Consider the following 15,203-nt stretch of genomic DNA (forward strand, 5'->3'; position numbering starts at 1 on the left):
GCTGGAGATCGAGACGCTTCTTTCCCCGGACGAGCTTTTGGAGGAGCTGCACCGCATTGAGTCGGCAGCGGGGCGGGAGCGTCTGGTCCGCTGGGGCCCCAGAACATTGGATTTGGACATTCTCTTTTATGACAAGCTGGTGTATGAGGACGAGCAGCTGATCATTCCCCACATAGATCTGGAGAACAGGCGTTTTGTGCTGGAGCCCCTTTGCGCCATAGCGCCAAACCTCAGACACCCAATCCTGCAAAAGACGGTCAGCGGTTTATTAAAGGAACTAGATATTTCTGAGAGAAATGGGCGCACAGACCGGTAAAAAGCCCAGTGATCAATCCGCCCAGCATAAGAAAAGGAAGATAGATGAATATCCCGGCCGTCTGTGTGATAAAAAAGGCGGTAAGAAGCTGTCCTGCATTGTGGGCCAGCGCACCGGCGATGCTTGTGAGAAACAGGTAATGTCCGGAAAACAGCCGATTGATGAGGCACATGACAACAAGGCAGAGGAAACCTCCTGCAAGGCTGTAGAGCAGGCTCAGGGCCTGGCCAAAGAAAAAGGAAGATAAAACAATCCGCATAAAGAGCACCACAGCCGCATCCTTTACGGTGAAATTTCGTAAAACAACAAGCGTTATGATATTTGCAAGGCCAAGCTTAATGCCCGGCACCGGAACCAGAGGGGGGAGCATGCTTTCAGCGGCGAAGATGATCAGCGCCAAGGTGGTAAACAGAGCAAGCAGAGTTAATTTTTTGACTTTCATAAGCTTTTCTCCTGAATTGTTTCATTCCCGTCTAAGTGGCGTCTCTTGTGATTAATAGGCTGTGATATCCGTCTGTGCCGAAGAGGACGGGGCGTCCACCTGTATCACCAGCCGGTTTGGCAGACAGACAATGGGAACAAGTGAGCTGTCTGTGAAGCCCTGGTGAACGCACAGCTGGTCAGGACAGTCGGCGGACAGCACACCGATGCTGCCCGGGCGCACCTCTATTACATTGGTACAGCCGCCCTCCCCTGTGACGGTGAAGGTGTAGGGGGTATCCACCAAAGCCAGATTAATGCGTTCTAAAAGAACGCCGTCCTGATAGATAAGGGCCTCGCTTTCCTGAGACTGTCTGCTCTGCACCAGAATCCAGAGAATGCAAAAAAGCGCAAGGAGCAGAAGAAATACCAGGAAGCAGAAGGCGTTTTTTTGATACTTGTTTTTGAAAGGAATTATTTTTTTCATGTCTATCAGTATAACAAAAAACGGATTGGAAATGAAGCAAAAAGTGGTATAATTTGTGTAGAAGTGGCAAATGGTTTTGAAATTTTGTTGAAATGGAGACTGCTATGGAAGAAAACACATATATTTATGCGGATGAGGACACGATAAGAAGAGTGGAGGGAAAAATGCCTCCTGAGGAAGAAATGCAGGATATTGCAGAGTTTTTTAAGGTGTTTGGGGATGCCACCCGCCTGAAGATTCTCTATGTGCTTTTGTGTTCGGAAATGTGCGTTTACGATATTGCTGCAGTTCTTGGAATGTCCCAGTCGGCAATTTCTCATCAGCTTAGAGTGCTCAAGCAGATGGATTTGGTGAAAAACCGAAGAGAGGGGAAAACCATTTTTTACGCCCTGGCAGATGCGCATATCGTCACCATTTTAAGCCAGGGCCAGGATCATATTGAGGAGTAGTCTAAACGGGTCTTATTGTGTTTCTGCAATAGCAGCGTCTCTGGCCCCGGAAAAGACTTCGTAGCCGGCAGAGCCCAAAGGGCTGTGGTAAAGGGCGGTGTCGTTGCCGAATTCCTGAAAATATACATATTGAGATGTCATATGAAGCTTGGTGTAGTTTCCCTCTGCCAGCACAAAGGCGCCGGTGCCATCCTCACGCATGCAGATCAGCTGCGGGGTGTCACCGTTTTTTTGATAGTAAACATAGCCGCCGCCCACGTTAAAGCAGTCCACCCGGTCTGTGGTGAGTGTCTGGGAAGTGCCCTGGGACAGACTGTAACGGCAGAGGCAGTAATTGTTTTCCACATCCATATAGTAGATAAAGTCCCCCTGGATGACAGGATATCCAACACTGCCTTCCCACAAAAGGGATGCAGTGTCCGAGGAGGTGTTCAGCTGGTATAAGCTGTGTCCGCTTTGGGGGTCGCTGTAATAGATCATTCCCGCCGCAGCGCAGGAAGGGTCAATCTCATAATCAGCAAGAACTGTCTGTTCGGATTTATCGATCTTTAGCTTGTAAAACTGGGGGTTTTCCTCCCCGGCAGCCAGTATATAGAGATAATTATCCACCAGCTGGGCTTTGGCAATGATATCCCGGTTTAAGCCGGTTGTGCGGCTGCCGTCTAAAGTAGTGCGGTTGAAGGAGCGTACGCTGAGCACATAGCCCATTCCGGCATTCCCTGAAGCTCCCAGCTGAAAATAGTACAGGTAATCCCCTCCGGCCAGGATATTCTGTGCGTTTACGCTGCTCAGCTTTCTGATATTTTCCTCAGAGCTGTCCATGGCGTAAAGGCTGCCTCCGTCATAGGAATTAGAGAAATAGACGGTGCCGTCAAGCTCGCAGAAGAGGCCGCCGTTGTGCAGATTTCCGGCGGTATTCCCGATGGTTCCCGGGGGATTCATGGTTATCCGGTTTGAAAGGATGAGAAAAAGAAGAACTGCAGTAAACAGCGCTGCTGCAAGTAATGCGATTGCAATGGTTCGAATTTTTCTGCTCATAACATTCCCTCATTTCAGATTTTGTAAAAAGCATATGAAATATGTAAAAAATAAGTAAAACGGCTGAAAAATAGATGACGTACGCTGTAAATTGTGATAATTTAACAGGTAGATACTCTGCTTTAAGTATACAATGCTTCCCGCTTGCGATCAAGGTTGTTTTGGTATAAGATATCCTTAAATGTGCTGATAAGGAGTATAAGTAATTGCGAAACTCGCTGGCACAGTCACGAACCTGGTCATAATAACCAAAAACGGGTTCCAAAGCAGTGGCTGGTCACTCTTATTTTGGTTATTACGCCCAGTTTCTGATACCAGGGAGTGAGTTTCGCAATTACTTAATAAGGAGTACAAAGAAAGAGACAAAAGGAGCATGGCGGACATGGATTTGCGTAAGCTGAGAGAACAGATAGACGGGATAGACGAACAGATTGTTGCGCTTTATGAGAAGCGTATGGATATCAGCAGACAGGTGGCTGAGTACAAGATCGAAACCGGGAAAAAGGTATTTGACAGGCAAAGGGAACAGGAGAAGCTTGCCAGGGTAAAGACTCTGACGCACAATGAGTTTAACAGCCATGGTGTGGAGGAGCTGTTTGAGCAGATCATGTCCATGAGCAGAAAGCTGCAGTATCAGCTTCTTGCGGAGAAAACGGGCATGGGGAGACTTCCCTTTATCGGTGTGGATGAGCTTGATACAAAAAAGGCGCGGGTGGTGTTCCAGGGAGCGGAGGGAGCTTATTCCCAGGCGGCTATGATGACCTATTTTGGAGATGCGGTGGACAGCTTTCATGTAGACAGCTTCCGGGACGCCATGAGCGCCATTGATGAGGGAAGCGCGGATTTTGCTGTACTGCCCATTGAAAATTCAACGGCGGGGATCGTCAGTGAAATCTATGACCTTTTGGTGGAGTTTGAAAATTATATTGTGGGAGAGCAGATTATAAAGATAGAGCATTGTCTTTTGGGGGTGCCGGGAGCGGAGCTTTCGGACATAAAAAGGGTGTATTCCCACCCCCAGTCCTTAATGCAGAGCGCCAGATATCTGGCGGATCATGACTGGCAGCAGATCAGTATGCAGAACAATGCCTTTGCGGCCGGGAAGGTGGCAAAGGAGGGGGACAAGACCCAGGCTGCCATAGCGGGAGAGCACGCGGGGAAAATTTACGGACTTAAGGTGCTTAAAAAAGGAATCAATCATTCGGGCAGCAATTCTACCCGCTTTATCATTGTTACAAACCAGAAAATTTTCAGGAAAGATGCCAGAAAGGTGAGCATTTGCTTTGAAGTGGCTCATGAGAGCGGTTCTCTTTACCACATGCTTTCTCACTTCATCTACAACAATCTGAATCTGACCAAGATCGAGAGCCGCCCTATAGAGGATAGAAATTGGGAATATCGGTTTTTTGTTGATTTTGAGGGAAATCTGGCGGACAGCTCCGTGAAAAACGCCCTCAGGGGTCTTAGGGAAGAGGCCAGAAATATGAAAATACTGGGCAATTATTAAAGGAAGAAAACGGCAGGGATAAAGGCATGAGAGAACAGGAATTGATCGTATATAGAGACTTTGAGGATGGCGGACTGCTGTACGATATGGCGCGGCTGATGACGGCATATGAAGAGAATGAGGGCCCTGGAGGGGACGGCGGCCGTGATTTGGAGAATAGGAAGGCTTTGTTTTACAGCTGTATCCACCGGCTGATAGAGCTGGCAGGCCATTATGGCTTTCATGGCAATCTGTGGCACTGTTATCTGGCCAACCTTTTGGTAAACAATGAAAACAGCTACAGCTGCGGGTGTGAAATCAAGGGAGCCATTGAGGGAACCATCAACCAGGCGGCGCTCCATGACATTGTAATCTTCAAGGAGTTTTATGACTACGATTTTGGCCCGCTTATGGAAATGCTTAAGGTTCCTGAGTTTGCACTGGTGGAAAATTACAAAGGCAGCAGCGGAGAAAGCAAGGTGTATAATGCCCGTATCTGTGCCCGTATCTGCGAGCTTGCGGAAAAATTCTGCCAGGATAATACGCCGGAGGAAATGAAGGATACGCTGACCCAGTTTTATCAGGAGTACGGCGTGGGGAAATTTGGCCTGCACAAATCCTTCCGGATTGCCCATGACGAGAAAGGGGTGAACATTCAGCCGATTTTAAACATTGCCCATGTGCATTTGGATGATCTTGTGGGCTATGAGATTCCCAAAAAGAAGCTCACCGATAACACTGAGGCCTTTGTGAGAGGCAAAAAGGCCAACAACTGCCTTTTGTTTGGTGACGCAGGCACCGGGAAATCCTCCTGCATCAAGGCCATAGCCAATGAATATTATAACAGAGGGCTTCGTATCATTGAGGTGTATAAGCATCAGTTCAGAGACCTGAATGAGGTAATCAGCCAGATCAAAAAGCGTAACTATAAGTTTATCATTTATATGGACGATCTGAGCTTTGAGGATTTTGAGATAGAGTACAAATATCTGAAGGCCGTCATTGAAGGCGGCCTGGAGAAAAAACCTGAAAATGTGCTGATTTATGCCACCTCCAACAGACGTCACCTGATTCGGGAAAATTATAGCGACAAGGAAGAGGTCAGACAGGACATGCACACCAGCGATACGGTGCAGGAGAAGCTGTCCTTGGTATATCGTTTCGGTGTCACCATTTATTTTGGCGCCCCGGACAAAAAGGAATTTCAGAATATTGTAAAGACGCTGGCGGAACGCTATGGCGTATCCATGCCGCAGGAGGAGCTTCTTAAGGAGGCCAATAAATGGGAGCTTTCCCACGGAGGGCTTTCCGGCAGAAGCGCACAGCAGTTTATAGACTACCTGTTAGGGAAAGAGTGAAAGGAGCCATATGAGTGTAAGGACCTTTGCCGCAATTGATGTGGGAAGCTTTGAGCTGTCCATGAAAATATTTGAGTTTTCCGCAAAGAACAGTATGCGGGAAATCGACTGCATCCGTCAGAGACTGGATCTGGGAAGCGATACCTATGCCAATGGGAAAATCAGCAAGGAAAAGCTGGATGAGCTGTGCCGGGCGCTGCGGGAATTTTCCGGCATTATGCGGGCCTATAAGGTGGACGCATACAAGGCCTATGGAACCAGCGCGGTGCGGGAGACGGAAAATTTTACCATTGTGCAGGATCAGGTGGAGCAGCGCACCGGAATCAAGGTGGAGATTTTAAGCAATTCCGAGCAGCGCTTTTTAAATTATAAGGCCATTGCGTTAAAGGGGGAGATTTTCCGCCGGATTATCGAAGAAAGAACCGCCATTGTAGATATCGGCGGCGGCAGCATACAGCTGTCCCTCTTTGACAATGACACTTTGGTGTCCACCCAGAATCTCCGCCTGGGAGTACTCAGGCTGCAGGAGCACTTAAATCACCTGAACGCAAAGCGGGCCCAGGTGGCGAATTTGATTGACGAGATGGCGTCGGCACAGCTTTCCACATATAAAAAGCTGTATTTGAAGGACCGCGTGATTCAGAATATTATAATCGTGGACGATTACATTTCTCCCTGGGCGGTGAAAAAGCTGGGGAGGAGCGGGCAGCCCATGACGGACACAAAGGAATTTGAGGGCCTGCTGGAGACACTGAAAAATAAAAGCAGCAGTGAAATTTCCGTTGCTATGGATATACCGGAGGAGAAGGTTCCGCTGGTGCTTATCAGCGCTCTTTTGACCAAGCGGATTGCGGAGCTGATGGGAGCGGAGAAAATATGGGCGCCGGGAGTTACCCTGTGTGACGGTATCGCCTATGAGTATGCGGAGAAGATGAAGCTTTTCAAGGGAGAGCATGATTTTGAAAAGGATATCACAGCCTGCGCCGTCAACATCAGCAAACGGTATCAGGGCAGCAGAAAACGGGCGGAAACCCTTGAGAAAATCACCACAACCATCTTTGACAGCATGAAGCGGGTGCATGGGCTGGGAAAGAGGGAACGGCTGTACCTGCAGATTGCCGCTATCCTTCATGACTGCGGAAAGTATATCAGCATGGTGAACATCGGAGAAACCTCTTACAATATTATAATGTCCACGGAAATCATCGGTCTGTCCCACCTGGAGAGAGAAATTGTGGCCAATGTGGTCCGGTTCAACCACAGTCCTTTCTTATATTACGGGCAGATACAGGCCGGGAGGAGCACCCTGGATAAGGAGTCTTATCTGATTGTGGCGAAGCTTACCGCTATTTTGCGGCTGGCAAACAGCCTGGATCGCAGCCATAAGCAGAAGCTTGGCAGCATTAAGGCTTCACTCCGGGAGAATCAGCTGATACTGACTGTGGATACCCTGGAGGATATCACCCTGGAGAAGGGCTTTTTTGAGTGGAGGGCGGACTTTTTTCGGGAGGGGTTCAGCGTAACGCCGGTATTAAAGCAGAGAAAGAATTTTTAGAAGAGGGAAATTATGGCAGAAAAAGAATTTACAAATCCGAAATATTATGTAAACAGGGAGTTAAGCTGGATTCTGTTTGATCACAGAGTTTTAAACGAGGCAAGGGACAAGAGCATTCCCCTTTTTGAGCGGCTGAAATTTTTGAGTATTACCGCTTCCAATCTGGACGAGTTTTTTATGATCCGGGTGGCCTCTTTAAAGGATATGGTCAATGCGGGATATCAGAAAAAGGATATCGCGGGCATGACGCCGGAAAAACAGCTTGCTGCCCTTAACACAGCCATACACGATCTGGTGGACCTGCAGTATTCTTCCTTCAGCAGGTCGCTGCTTCCGCTGCTGGAGCAAAACGGGCTGCATCTGATCAGACACCACGAGCAGCTCACCAAAGAGGAGGCGGACTATATTGATCATTATTTTGAGGATAATGTGTACCCGGTGCTGACCCCTATGGCGGTGGATTCCTCCCGGCCTTTTCCCTTGATCCGCAACAAGACGCTGAATATTGGGGCTATGGTCAGAAAAAAAGGCACCAAGGAGGAGCTGGAGTTTGCAACCGTACAGGTTCCGGGCGTGTTAAACCGGGTGGTGGAGCTCCCTTCCCACGGGTCTGCCAGGAAGATCATTCTTCTGGAGGAGATCATTGAGCGCAATATACAGAGACTTTTCCTGAATTATGAAATTATCTGTTCCAACCCTTATCGGATCATGCGGAACGCGGACCTGACCATAGAGGAGGATGAGGCTGCGGACCTGTTAAAGGAAATCGAAAAGCAGTTAAAGAAACGCCAGTGGGGCCAGGCTATCCGGCTGGAGGTGGAGGCCGGGATGGATAAGCGCATGCTGAAGCTCTTGAAAAAGGAGCTTCACATGGAGGAAGAGAATATTTACGAGATCGACGGACCCTTAGACCTGACTGTTTTGATGAAGATATACGGCCTGGAAGGCTACGGACATCTGAAGGCTCCCAAATATGAGCCCAAGCAGGTGCCCGAACTTCCGGCAGGCTGCGATATTTTTGAAAAGATCAGGGAGGGAGATATTCTGCTCCATCATCCCTATCAGACCTTCACCCCTGTGGTTGATTTTATCCGTCAGGCGGCAAAGGACCCTGAGGTGCTGGCGATCAAGCAGACTCTTTACCGTGTCAGCGGCCATTCCCCCATTATCGCGGCCCTGGCTCAGGCGGCGGAAAACGGCAAGCAGGTCACTGTGCTGGTGGAGCTGAAGGCCCGGTTTGACGAGGAAAACAATATTGTGTGGGCCAGAATGCTGGAGAAGGCTGGCTGCCATGTGATCTATGGTCTGGTGGGCTTAAAGACCCACAGCAAGATCACGCTGGTGGTGCGGCGTGAGGAGGACGGCATACGCCGTTATGTGCACCTTGGAACCGGGAATTATAACGATGCCACTGCAAAGCTCTATACGGACATTGGACTGTTTACCTGTGGGGAGATGGTAGGAGAGGATGCGACGGCGGTGTTTAATATGCTGTCCGGTTATTCCGAGCCCCTGTTGTGGAATAAGCTGTCTCTAGCGCCCCTGTGGCTGAAGGACAAATTTCTTTATCTGATTGAGCGGGAGAAGAAATATGCCCTTGAGGGACGTCACGCCCGGATTATTGCAAAAATGAATTCTCTGTGCGACAGGGATATCATAGCCGCCCTTTATGAGGCCAGCGCCGCCGGGGTGAAAATCGATCTGATTGTCAGGGGAATCTGCTGCCTGAGGGTGGGCATGCCCGGTGTCAGTGAAAATATTACCGTTCGTTCCATTGTGGGAAATTTCCTGGAGCACAGCCGGATTTTCTACTTTGAAAACGATGAACACTATGAAATTTACTGCGGAAGCGCGGACTGGATGCCAAGAAACCTGGAAAGACGGGTGGAAATTCTCTTCCCTGTGGACAGAAGGGAGTGTAAGGAAGAGCTGCTTCACATCCTGGAGTGCCAGCTTAAGGATAATGTAAAGGCCTCCGTTTTGCAGGCGGACGGCTCCTATGAGAAGGTGGATAAGAGGGGAAAGCAGCGCTTTAATTCTCAAGAGGTTTTTTGTCTGGAGGCGTCAAAGAAGGAGGAGGCGTGCAGGGAAGCCCCAGCCACTGTTACCAGAATTTTTACGCCGGAGACACCTCATGAATGATAAGAAGCAAATAGTACAAAGTAAACTGATTCTGGCCTCCGCTTCTCCCAGGAGAAGGGACATTTTAACACAGCTGGGACTGGAATTTTCGGTTTTACCCGCTGATGTGGACGAGGGGCTTACTACCAGCGTCCCTTCCCTTGCGGTGGAAGAGCTTTCCCTGCGGAAGGCGTCTGCTTGTCTGGAGAAAGTAAAGGAAGAGGAACGCATACAAGAGCCTGTCTTGATTCTGGGAGCGGATACAGTGGTGGCCTGTGAGGGCAGAATTCTGGGGAAGCCTGCAGACAAGGAGGATGCCTGCCGGATGCTTTCTCTGCTCCAGGGCCGTTCCCACCAGGTATATACCGGTGTGACGCTGATTTGCTGGAGGGGAGAGGAAGGAAAGCTCTGGGAAAAAACCTTTCACGAGGTGACGGACGTGCATTTCTATCCCATGACACAGGAGGAAATCCGGTTTTATGTGGATACCAAAGAGCCCATGGATAAGGCGGGGGCCTACGGCATCCAGGGACTTGGGGCCAGATTTATCCGGCGTATTGAAGGGGATTACAACAATGTGGTAGGACTGCCTGCGGCAAGACTATATCAGGAGGCAAAGGATTGGTTATGAAAAAAGCTGTAATTTTTGATCTGGACGGCACCTTGTCCGATTCCATACACAGTATAAAATATTGCACGGACAAGGCTTTGGAGCCTTTGGGCTATGGGCCCTTTACGGTGGAGCAGTATTACTATTTTGCAGGAGACGGAGCGGCAAATCTGATAAAAAGAGCTCTGGCGGCAGGAGGAGACACAGAGCTTACCCATTTCAAAGAAGCCTATGAGCGTTATCTGGAAATCTTTGCGGAAAACTGTATGTATCAGGTAAAGCCCTATGAGGGAATTATACCTCTGTTAAATGCCCTTAAGGAAAAAGGGATCGCTATAGCGGTGCTGTCAAACAAGCCCCACCAGGAGACCATTGAGGTGATTGAAAGTCTGTTCGGAAAGCATTATTTTGACGTGATTATGGGACAGCAGGAGAATGTGCCCCTAAAGCCCAGTCCCCAGGGCGTGTTTCTTATACTGGAAAAGCTGGGACTTGGGCCGGAGGATATTCTGTATCTGGGGGATACCGCCACAGACATGAAAACCGGGAAAAGCGCGGGGGCTTTCACGGTGGGGGCCCTGTGGGGCTTTCGTGACAAAAAAGAGCTTTTGGATAATCATGCGGATGCCATTATAGAAAAACCGCTGCAGCTACTTGACTATATAGCATAATCTTTATATTATGATAGCAGCAAAGGCTTTTTTGGGTGATAAAGGAGGGTTGCGTATGCACGAGTATGACGATGTGGTACTGGAATGCTTTCTGAAAAATCAGCTGCAGCTGTTTCCGGAAACGGTGGCTGAGACTCTGGAGGAAGCGGAAAGCTTTTTGGAGGAGTGTATGGCCGTGGTGGTGGATTCCGCAAAAGAGGTGGCCGAATATTTTGAGGAAGCCGGAATCGACATGGATGGCGCCATGGGAGATGAAATCCTGGAGGCCGATGAGGTATTCGACGTGGGAGACGGAAGATACCTGATTGTGGAAGGATAGCCTTCAGCTATTGAAAGTACCGGTTCAGGATTTCCAACAATCCATCATGATTATTGTCCGCCTGCGTTATTACGCGGGCGGCTTTTTTTGTCTGGGGGGCGGCGTTTTTCATGGCGATGCCCGTCTGAGCGGCCAAAAGCATGGAAATGTCGTTTTCCTCATCCCCGGCGGCGAAGGTGTGGGAAAGGGGGGCGGGCAGATAAGCGCACACATGACGCAGTGCGTTTCCTTTGCCAGCCTGGGCGGGCAGAATCTCCAGATAACGGGGATTGGAAAAAATCATTTGAAGACGGCCCTCAAAGCGGGGAAGCAGACTATCCCGAAACTGCTTTAGGGCCTCTTTGTCTGTCAGGTGTATGACCTGAAGCTTCCAGGTGCCATAAGGAAGGGCCTGCGCTACATCAGGCACCCATTTTACGGGCATGGTGATCCGCCGTCTGTAATAGTGCAGTTCTTCATTTTCCTGCCCATTTTCCTGAAAGCGGCAGAGGATTTCACTGTCCGTGTAGCCGTGAATGTGAAGCCCGGCTTCCCTGGCTTTCTTTGTGATAAAAGCGATATCCTCCTGGGAGATGCGATGCTCTAAAACAGGCGTTTTTTTGCTGCAGTCGTAGACCAGCGCGCCGTTATAAGAAATCACCAAAAGATTGGGGATGATAGGAACCCCGTTCTTTAGAAAGCCCAGCTGGGAGCAGACTGAAAGGACGCTGGGAAGGGGTCTTCCTGTGGTGAGGATAAGACGGTGGCCTGCCTTTGCCATGCCAAACAGGGCCTCCCTCATGGCAGGGGAGACCGTGCTGTCATCTGAAAGAAGCGTGCCGTCCAGATCTGTAAAGAGAAGATTTTTGCGGCATTCTTTTATGGCGCATAAAACGGTTTCGGGGATATAGAGACTGCCGTAGCCGCAGCCCAGATCAAGCCCCGGCTTGTTGGCGCCGTGGAAATCGGAGCCGCCGCTTATAAGGAGACGGTATTTGGATGCAAGAGCGCGCATCCTCCGCTCCATGGCCCCATCATAGGTGCTGTAGATGGCTTCGATGCCCAAAAGCCCGGCCTCCTTAAGCTCTTTTATCAGCTTTTCCAGCCTGGAATCACTCATGGAATAAAGACCCGGATGGGCCAGAACAGGAATGCCGTCCGCCTTTAAAATCAGCTCCACCGCCTGAAGGGGCGTTACCTTTTCCCTGGGCACAAAATAAGGGCAGTCATCTCCCACATAGCGTTCAAAGGCCTCCTTTATGCTTTTTACATATCCGTGGCTTAACAGGTATCGGGCATAGTGGGCCCTTGTGATGACAGCCCCGGGAAATTCCAAAAGAAGCTTCTCGTAGGAAATCTGGATGCCGGCCTGCTGTAAAAGAGAGCACATTTTCTGGTTTCTCAGGATTCTGGAATCCACGAAAGCCTGCAGCTTTTGCCCAAAGGCCTCATTCTTATAATCAATATACAGGCCCACCACATGGATGTCCTGGCCTTCATATTCCGTGGAAAATTCAATTCCGGGAATCACCTCTGGCGCGCTGGCCAGACAGATATCTGCCTGACTGTCAGGGAGGCAGCCCTGACAGCACATTCGCTCCCGCAGGCTTTGGGCATAGGAGACTGCCTCGTCCAGCCCATCCGTGGTGTCGTGGTCTGTCAGGGCAAAGGCCTTCAGTCCTTTTTTCATGGCATAGTCCACCAGCTGACTGGGGGAGAGGGTGCCGTCGGAACGGCTGGAATGTACATGCAGGTCTACTGGGGGTACGCCCCGGGAGATAGAAACCGTCATTTCTTATCAGTCCTCGTCATCTTCCTTGTTTGCAGTGAAAACGGTGCGCTTTCTTGCCATCTCATCGTTTGCCAGGTACTCGTCGTAGGTTGTGATCTTGTCTATCAGACCGCCTCCCGGAAGCAGCTCCATGATACGGTTTGCGGTGGTCTGCACAAATTGGTGGTCATGGCAGGCAAACAGCGCAACGCCTGGGAATTTGATAAGCCCGTTGTTCAATGCGGTGATGGACTCCATATCCAGATGGTTGGTGGGCTCGTCTAAAATCAGGCAGTTTGCTCCGCTGATCATCATTTTGGAAAGCAGGCAGCGCACCTTCTCTCCTCCGGAGAGCACACGCACCTTTTTTACGCCGTCCTCGCCGGCAAAGAGCATACGGCCCAGAAAGCCTCTCACATAGGTCACATCCTTGATGGGAGAGTAGCCGGTAAGCCAGTCCACAATGGTCAGATCGTTGTCAAATTCTTCTGTGCTGTCCTTGGGGAAGTATGCCTGGGAGGTAGTGACGCCCCATTTGTAGGTTCCCTCATCCGGCTTAAGTTCTCCGGCCAGAATCTGGAAAAGAGTGGTCTTTGCCAGCTCATTGCTTCCCACAAAGGCAATTTTGTCATCGTGTCCCACCACAAAGGAGAGATCGTCTAACACCTTTTCTCCCCCGATGGTTTTGGAAAGATGCTCCACGGTGAGCACCTCGTTGCCGATCTCACGCTCCGGGCGGAAATCGATATAGGGATATTTTCTGCTGGAGGGCCGTATTTCATCCAGCTGGATTTTTTCAAGAGCTCTCTTTCTTGAGGTTGCCTGCTTGGATTTGGAAGCGTTTGCGGAGAAGCGGGAAATAAATTCCTGCAGCTCCTTGATTTTTTCTTCCTTTTTCTTGTTTGCTTCTTTCATCTGTCTGATCAGCAGCTGGCTGGACTCATACCAGAAATCGTAATTTCCTGCGTAAAGCTGGATTTTTCCATAGTCGATATCCGCGATGTGGGTGCACACCTTGTTTAAGAAATAGCGGTCGTGGGACACTACGATCACGGTGTTTTCAAAATCAATCAAAAAGTCTTCCAGCCAGGCGATGGCGTCCAGGTCCAGATGGTTGGTGGGCTCGTCTAAAAGCAGGATGTCGGGATTGCCAAAGAGCGCCTTTGCAAGCAGCACCTTGACCTTTAAGCTGCCGTCCAGATCCTGCATCAGGGAGGTGTGCAGCCCGCTGTCCACACCCAGTCCGTTTAAGAGCATGGCGGCGTTTGATTCCGCCTCCCAGCCGTCCATCTCCGCAAACTCGGCCTCCAGCTCGCTGGCGCGGATGCCGTCCTCCTCGGTGAAATCCTCCTTGGCGTAAATGGCGTCCTTTTCCTTCATGATCTGGTAGAGACGCTCATTGCCCATAATAACGGTATCCAAAACCACATTGCTGTCATATTTAAAGTGATCCTGCTCCAGCACCGACAGACGCTGGCCGGGGGTGATGGTCACGTCTCCCTTTGTGGTCTCAAGCTGGCCGGAGAGAATCTTTAAAAAGGTGGACTTTCCGGCGCCGTTTGCGCCGATCAGGCCGTAGCAGTTTCCCTCTGTAAATTTAATATTCACGTCCTCAAATAACGCTTTTTTTCCGATACGTAACGTTACATTGTTTGCACTGATCATTTTTTTAAACCTTTCTTGCTGTTTCTTGACTTTAAATTACGGTAAAAGGGCAGAAAAAATCCGCCGCTTCTTATTTTACAGGAAACGCCGGAAAATGCAAGCAAAATTGTTGTCTGCAGCCACCCGCCGCGTTGACATCGGGGGTAAATTGCATTACAATTTTTATTTAAAGTGACTGTATGTCAAAAGCCAGAAAAAGGAAGGAGAAGCCTATGAGCCGGTTGAAGATAGATACGCCAAACAAAGCGCAGATGACGGTGGAGCGTCTCTATAAGGATCTGGAGAGACGCATCGTGGCCAGCCCTCCGGGGCTTTGCCCGGTGGATCTGCAGCTTTCCTTTTTAAGGCTCTGCCATGCCCAGACCTGTGGGAAATGTGTGCCCTGCCGGGTGGGGCTTTCCCAGCTGGGAAATCTCATGGAGGATGTGCTGGAGGGGAGAGCCTGTGAGGAGACGCTTTCGCTGATACAGAGCACGGCACAGGATATTATGGATTCCGCAGACTGTGCCATCGGCTATGAGGCGGCCCATATGGTGCTGGCAGGCCTGGAGGGCTTTCGGGAGGACTATATCCATCATATAACACAGGGCAGGTGCTCCTGCCATATCACCCAGCCGGTGCCCTGTGTGGCGCTCTGCCCTGCAGGGGTGGACATTCCTGGGTATATCGCCTTGGTGAAGGAGGAGCGCTATGAGGATGCGGTGAAGCTGATCCGGAAGGATAATCCCTTCCCCACCGCCTGCGCCCTGGTCTGCGAGCATCCCTGTGAGGCCAGATGCAGACGCAACATGATTGACAGCGCTGTGAACATCAGGGGCTTAAAGAGAGTGGCGGTGGACAATGCCAGGGCTGACAAGGTGCCTGTGCCCCAAAGGGCAGCGGATACGGGAAAGAAAGTGGCCATCATCGGAGGGGGCCCCGGGGGACTTTCTGCCGCGTACTATCTGGAGCTTATGGG

Annotated in this window: 15 protein-coding genes; 10 read left to right on the forward strand and 5 right to left on the reverse strand. The window is 50.1% G+C overall.

Annotated features, from left to right (window positions below):
• Positions 1-316: 2-amino-4-hydroxy-6-hydroxymethyldihydropteridine diphosphokinase (folK, locus tag AC1WIP_RS03020; RefSeq protein WP_481140416.1), on the forward strand; the 316-nt coding region annotated here is incomplete at its 5' end.
• On the opposite strand, the gene AC1WIP_RS03025 is transcribed toward folK, so the two are convergent.
• On the reverse strand, positions 258-758 hold the full coding sequence (locus tag AC1WIP_RS03025; protein ID WP_481140417.1) for a Gx transporter family protein: 501 nt from the start codon (positions 756-758) through the stop codon (positions 258-260). The genes folK and AC1WIP_RS03025 overlap by 59 nt on opposite strands.
• A gap of 51 nt (positions 759-809) precedes the next feature.
• On the reverse strand, positions 810-1,223 hold the full coding sequence (locus AC1WIP_RS03030; RefSeq protein ID WP_481140418.1) for a NusG domain II-containing protein: 414 nt from the start codon (positions 1,221-1,223) through the stop codon (positions 810-812).
• A 104-nt stretch (positions 1,224-1,327) separates the two neighbouring features.
• Here AC1WIP_RS03030 and AC1WIP_RS03035 point away from each other — a divergent pair, with 104 nt between their 5' ends.
• Positions 1,328-1,672 carry an ArsR/SmtB family transcription factor gene (locus AC1WIP_RS03035; protein WP_481140419.1) on the forward strand — a complete coding sequence of 115 codons (345 nt, stop codon included), beginning with the start codon at positions 1,328-1,330 and terminating at the stop codon, positions 1,670-1,672.
• A 12-nt stretch (positions 1,673-1,684) separates the two neighbouring features.
• Here the strand turns inward: AC1WIP_RS03035 and AC1WIP_RS03040 are convergent, their stop codons facing one another.
• On the reverse strand, positions 1,685-2,710 hold the full coding sequence (locus AC1WIP_RS03040) for a DUF5050 domain-containing protein (protein WP_481140420.1): 1,026 nt from the start codon (positions 2,708-2,710) through the stop codon (positions 1,685-1,687).
• A gap of 382 nt (positions 2,711-3,092) precedes the next feature.
• Between AC1WIP_RS03040 and pheA the strand changes: the two genes are divergently transcribed.
• The 7 genes from pheA to AC1WIP_RS03075 are packed head-to-tail and all read left to right on the forward strand — an operon-like array spanning position 3,093 to position 10,830.
• On the forward strand, positions 3,093-4,217 hold the full coding sequence (gene pheA, locus AC1WIP_RS03045; RefSeq protein WP_481140421.1) for a prephenate dehydratase: 1,125 nt from the start codon (positions 3,093-3,095) through the stop codon (positions 4,215-4,217).
• Between the two features lie 26 nt (positions 4,218-4,243).
• On the forward strand, positions 4,244-5,554 hold the full coding sequence (locus AC1WIP_RS03050) for an ATP-binding protein (RefSeq protein ID WP_481140422.1): 1,311 nt from the start codon (positions 4,244-4,246) through the stop codon (positions 5,552-5,554).
• A 10-nt stretch (positions 5,555-5,564) separates the two neighbouring features.
• Positions 5,565-7,109, forward strand: coding sequence for a Ppx/GppA phosphatase family protein (locus AC1WIP_RS03055; RefSeq protein ID WP_481140423.1), 1,545 nt, complete (start codon positions 5,565-5,567; stop codon positions 7,107-7,109).
• 12 nt (positions 7,110-7,121) lie between these two features.
• Complete coding sequence (locus tag AC1WIP_RS03060; protein ID WP_481140424.1) at positions 7,122-9,251, forward strand: RNA degradosome polyphosphate kinase; 2,130 nt, start codon at positions 7,122-7,124, stop codon at positions 9,249-9,251.
• Positions 9,244-9,861: a Maf family protein gene (locus AC1WIP_RS03065; RefSeq protein ID WP_481140425.1), complete on the forward strand. Its 618-nt coding sequence runs from the start codon at positions 9,244-9,246 to the stop codon at positions 9,859-9,861. Before AC1WIP_RS03060 ends, AC1WIP_RS03065 begins: the two co-directional genes overlap by 8 nt.
• Positions 9,858-10,511, forward strand: coding sequence for an HAD family hydrolase (locus AC1WIP_RS03070; RefSeq protein WP_481140426.1), 654 nt, complete (start codon positions 9,858-9,860; stop codon positions 10,509-10,511). The genes AC1WIP_RS03065 and AC1WIP_RS03070 overlap by 4 nt, the downstream gene beginning before the upstream one ends.
• A gap of 55 nt (positions 10,512-10,566) precedes the next feature.
• Positions 10,567-10,830, forward strand: a complete 264-nt coding sequence (locus AC1WIP_RS03075) for a glyoxalase (protein WP_481140427.1) — start codon at positions 10,567-10,569, stop codon at positions 10,828-10,830.
• A 7-nt stretch (positions 10,831-10,837) separates the two neighbouring features.
• On the opposite strand, the gene AC1WIP_RS03080 is transcribed toward AC1WIP_RS03075, so the two are convergent.
• Together AC1WIP_RS03080 and AC1WIP_RS03085 are read right to left on the reverse strand one after the other, a co-directional pair.
• A complete protein-coding gene (locus AC1WIP_RS03080) occupies positions 10,838-12,601 on the reverse strand; it encodes a Cof-type HAD-IIB family hydrolase (protein WP_481140428.1) in 1,764 nt (587 codons plus the stop codon).
• Positions 12,602-12,607: 6 nt separating this feature from the next.
• Positions 12,608-14,245, reverse strand: a complete 1,638-nt coding sequence (locus AC1WIP_RS03085; protein WP_481140429.1) for an ABC-F family ATP-binding cassette domain-containing protein — start codon at positions 14,243-14,245, stop codon at positions 12,608-12,610.
• A 212-nt stretch (positions 14,246-14,457) separates the two neighbouring features.
• Here AC1WIP_RS03085 and AC1WIP_RS03090 point away from each other — a divergent pair.
• A partial coding sequence (locus AC1WIP_RS03090; RefSeq protein WP_481140430.1) for an NADH-ubiquinone oxidoreductase-F iron-sulfur binding region domain-containing protein occupies positions 14,458-15,203 on the forward strand: 746 nt, incomplete at its 3' end.

It is taken from the genome of Acetatifactor sp. (assembly GCF_982438285.1).

Coding starts and splice junctions, on each gene's coding strand:
- AC1WIP_RS03025 (WP_481140417.1), bottom strand. CDS start 758: ATGAAAGTCAAAAAATTAACTCTGCTTGCTCTGTTTACCACCTTGGCG.
- AC1WIP_RS03030 (WP_481140418.1), bottom strand. CDS start 1,223: ATGAAAAAAATAATTCCTTTCAAAAACAAGTATCAAAAAAACGCCTTC.
- AC1WIP_RS03035 (WP_481140419.1), top strand. CDS start 1,328: ATGGAAGAAAACACATATATTTATGCGGATGAGGACACGATAAGAAGA.
- AC1WIP_RS03040 (WP_481140420.1), bottom strand. CDS start 2,710: ATGAGCAGAAAAATTCGAACCATTGCAATCGCATTACTTGCAGCAGCG.
- pheA (WP_481140421.1), top strand. CDS start 3,093: ATGGATTTGCGTAAGCTGAGAGAACAGATAGACGGGATAGACGAACAG.
- AC1WIP_RS03050 (WP_481140422.1), top strand. CDS start 4,244: ATGAGAGAACAGGAATTGATCGTATATAGAGACTTTGAGGATGGCGGA.
- AC1WIP_RS03055 (WP_481140423.1), top strand. CDS start 5,565: ATGAGTGTAAGGACCTTTGCCGCAATTGATGTGGGAAGCTTTGAGCTG.
- AC1WIP_RS03060 (WP_481140424.1), top strand. CDS start 7,122: ATGGCAGAAAAAGAATTTACAAATCCGAAATATTATGTAAACAGGGAG.
- AC1WIP_RS03065 (WP_481140425.1), top strand. CDS start 9,244: ATGAATGATAAGAAGCAAATAGTACAAAGTAAACTGATTCTGGCCTCC.
- AC1WIP_RS03070 (WP_481140426.1), top strand. CDS start 9,858: ATGAAAAAAGCTGTAATTTTTGATCTGGACGGCACCTTGTCCGATTCC.
- AC1WIP_RS03075 (WP_481140427.1), top strand. CDS start 10,567: ATGCACGAGTATGACGATGTGGTACTGGAATGCTTTCTGAAAAATCAG.
- AC1WIP_RS03080 (WP_481140428.1), bottom strand. CDS start 12,601: ATGACGGTTTCTATCTCCCGGGGCGTACCCCCAGTAGACCTGCATGTA.
- AC1WIP_RS03085 (WP_481140429.1), bottom strand. CDS start 14,245: ATGATCAGTGCAAACAATGTAACGTTACGTATCGGAAAAAAAGCGTTA.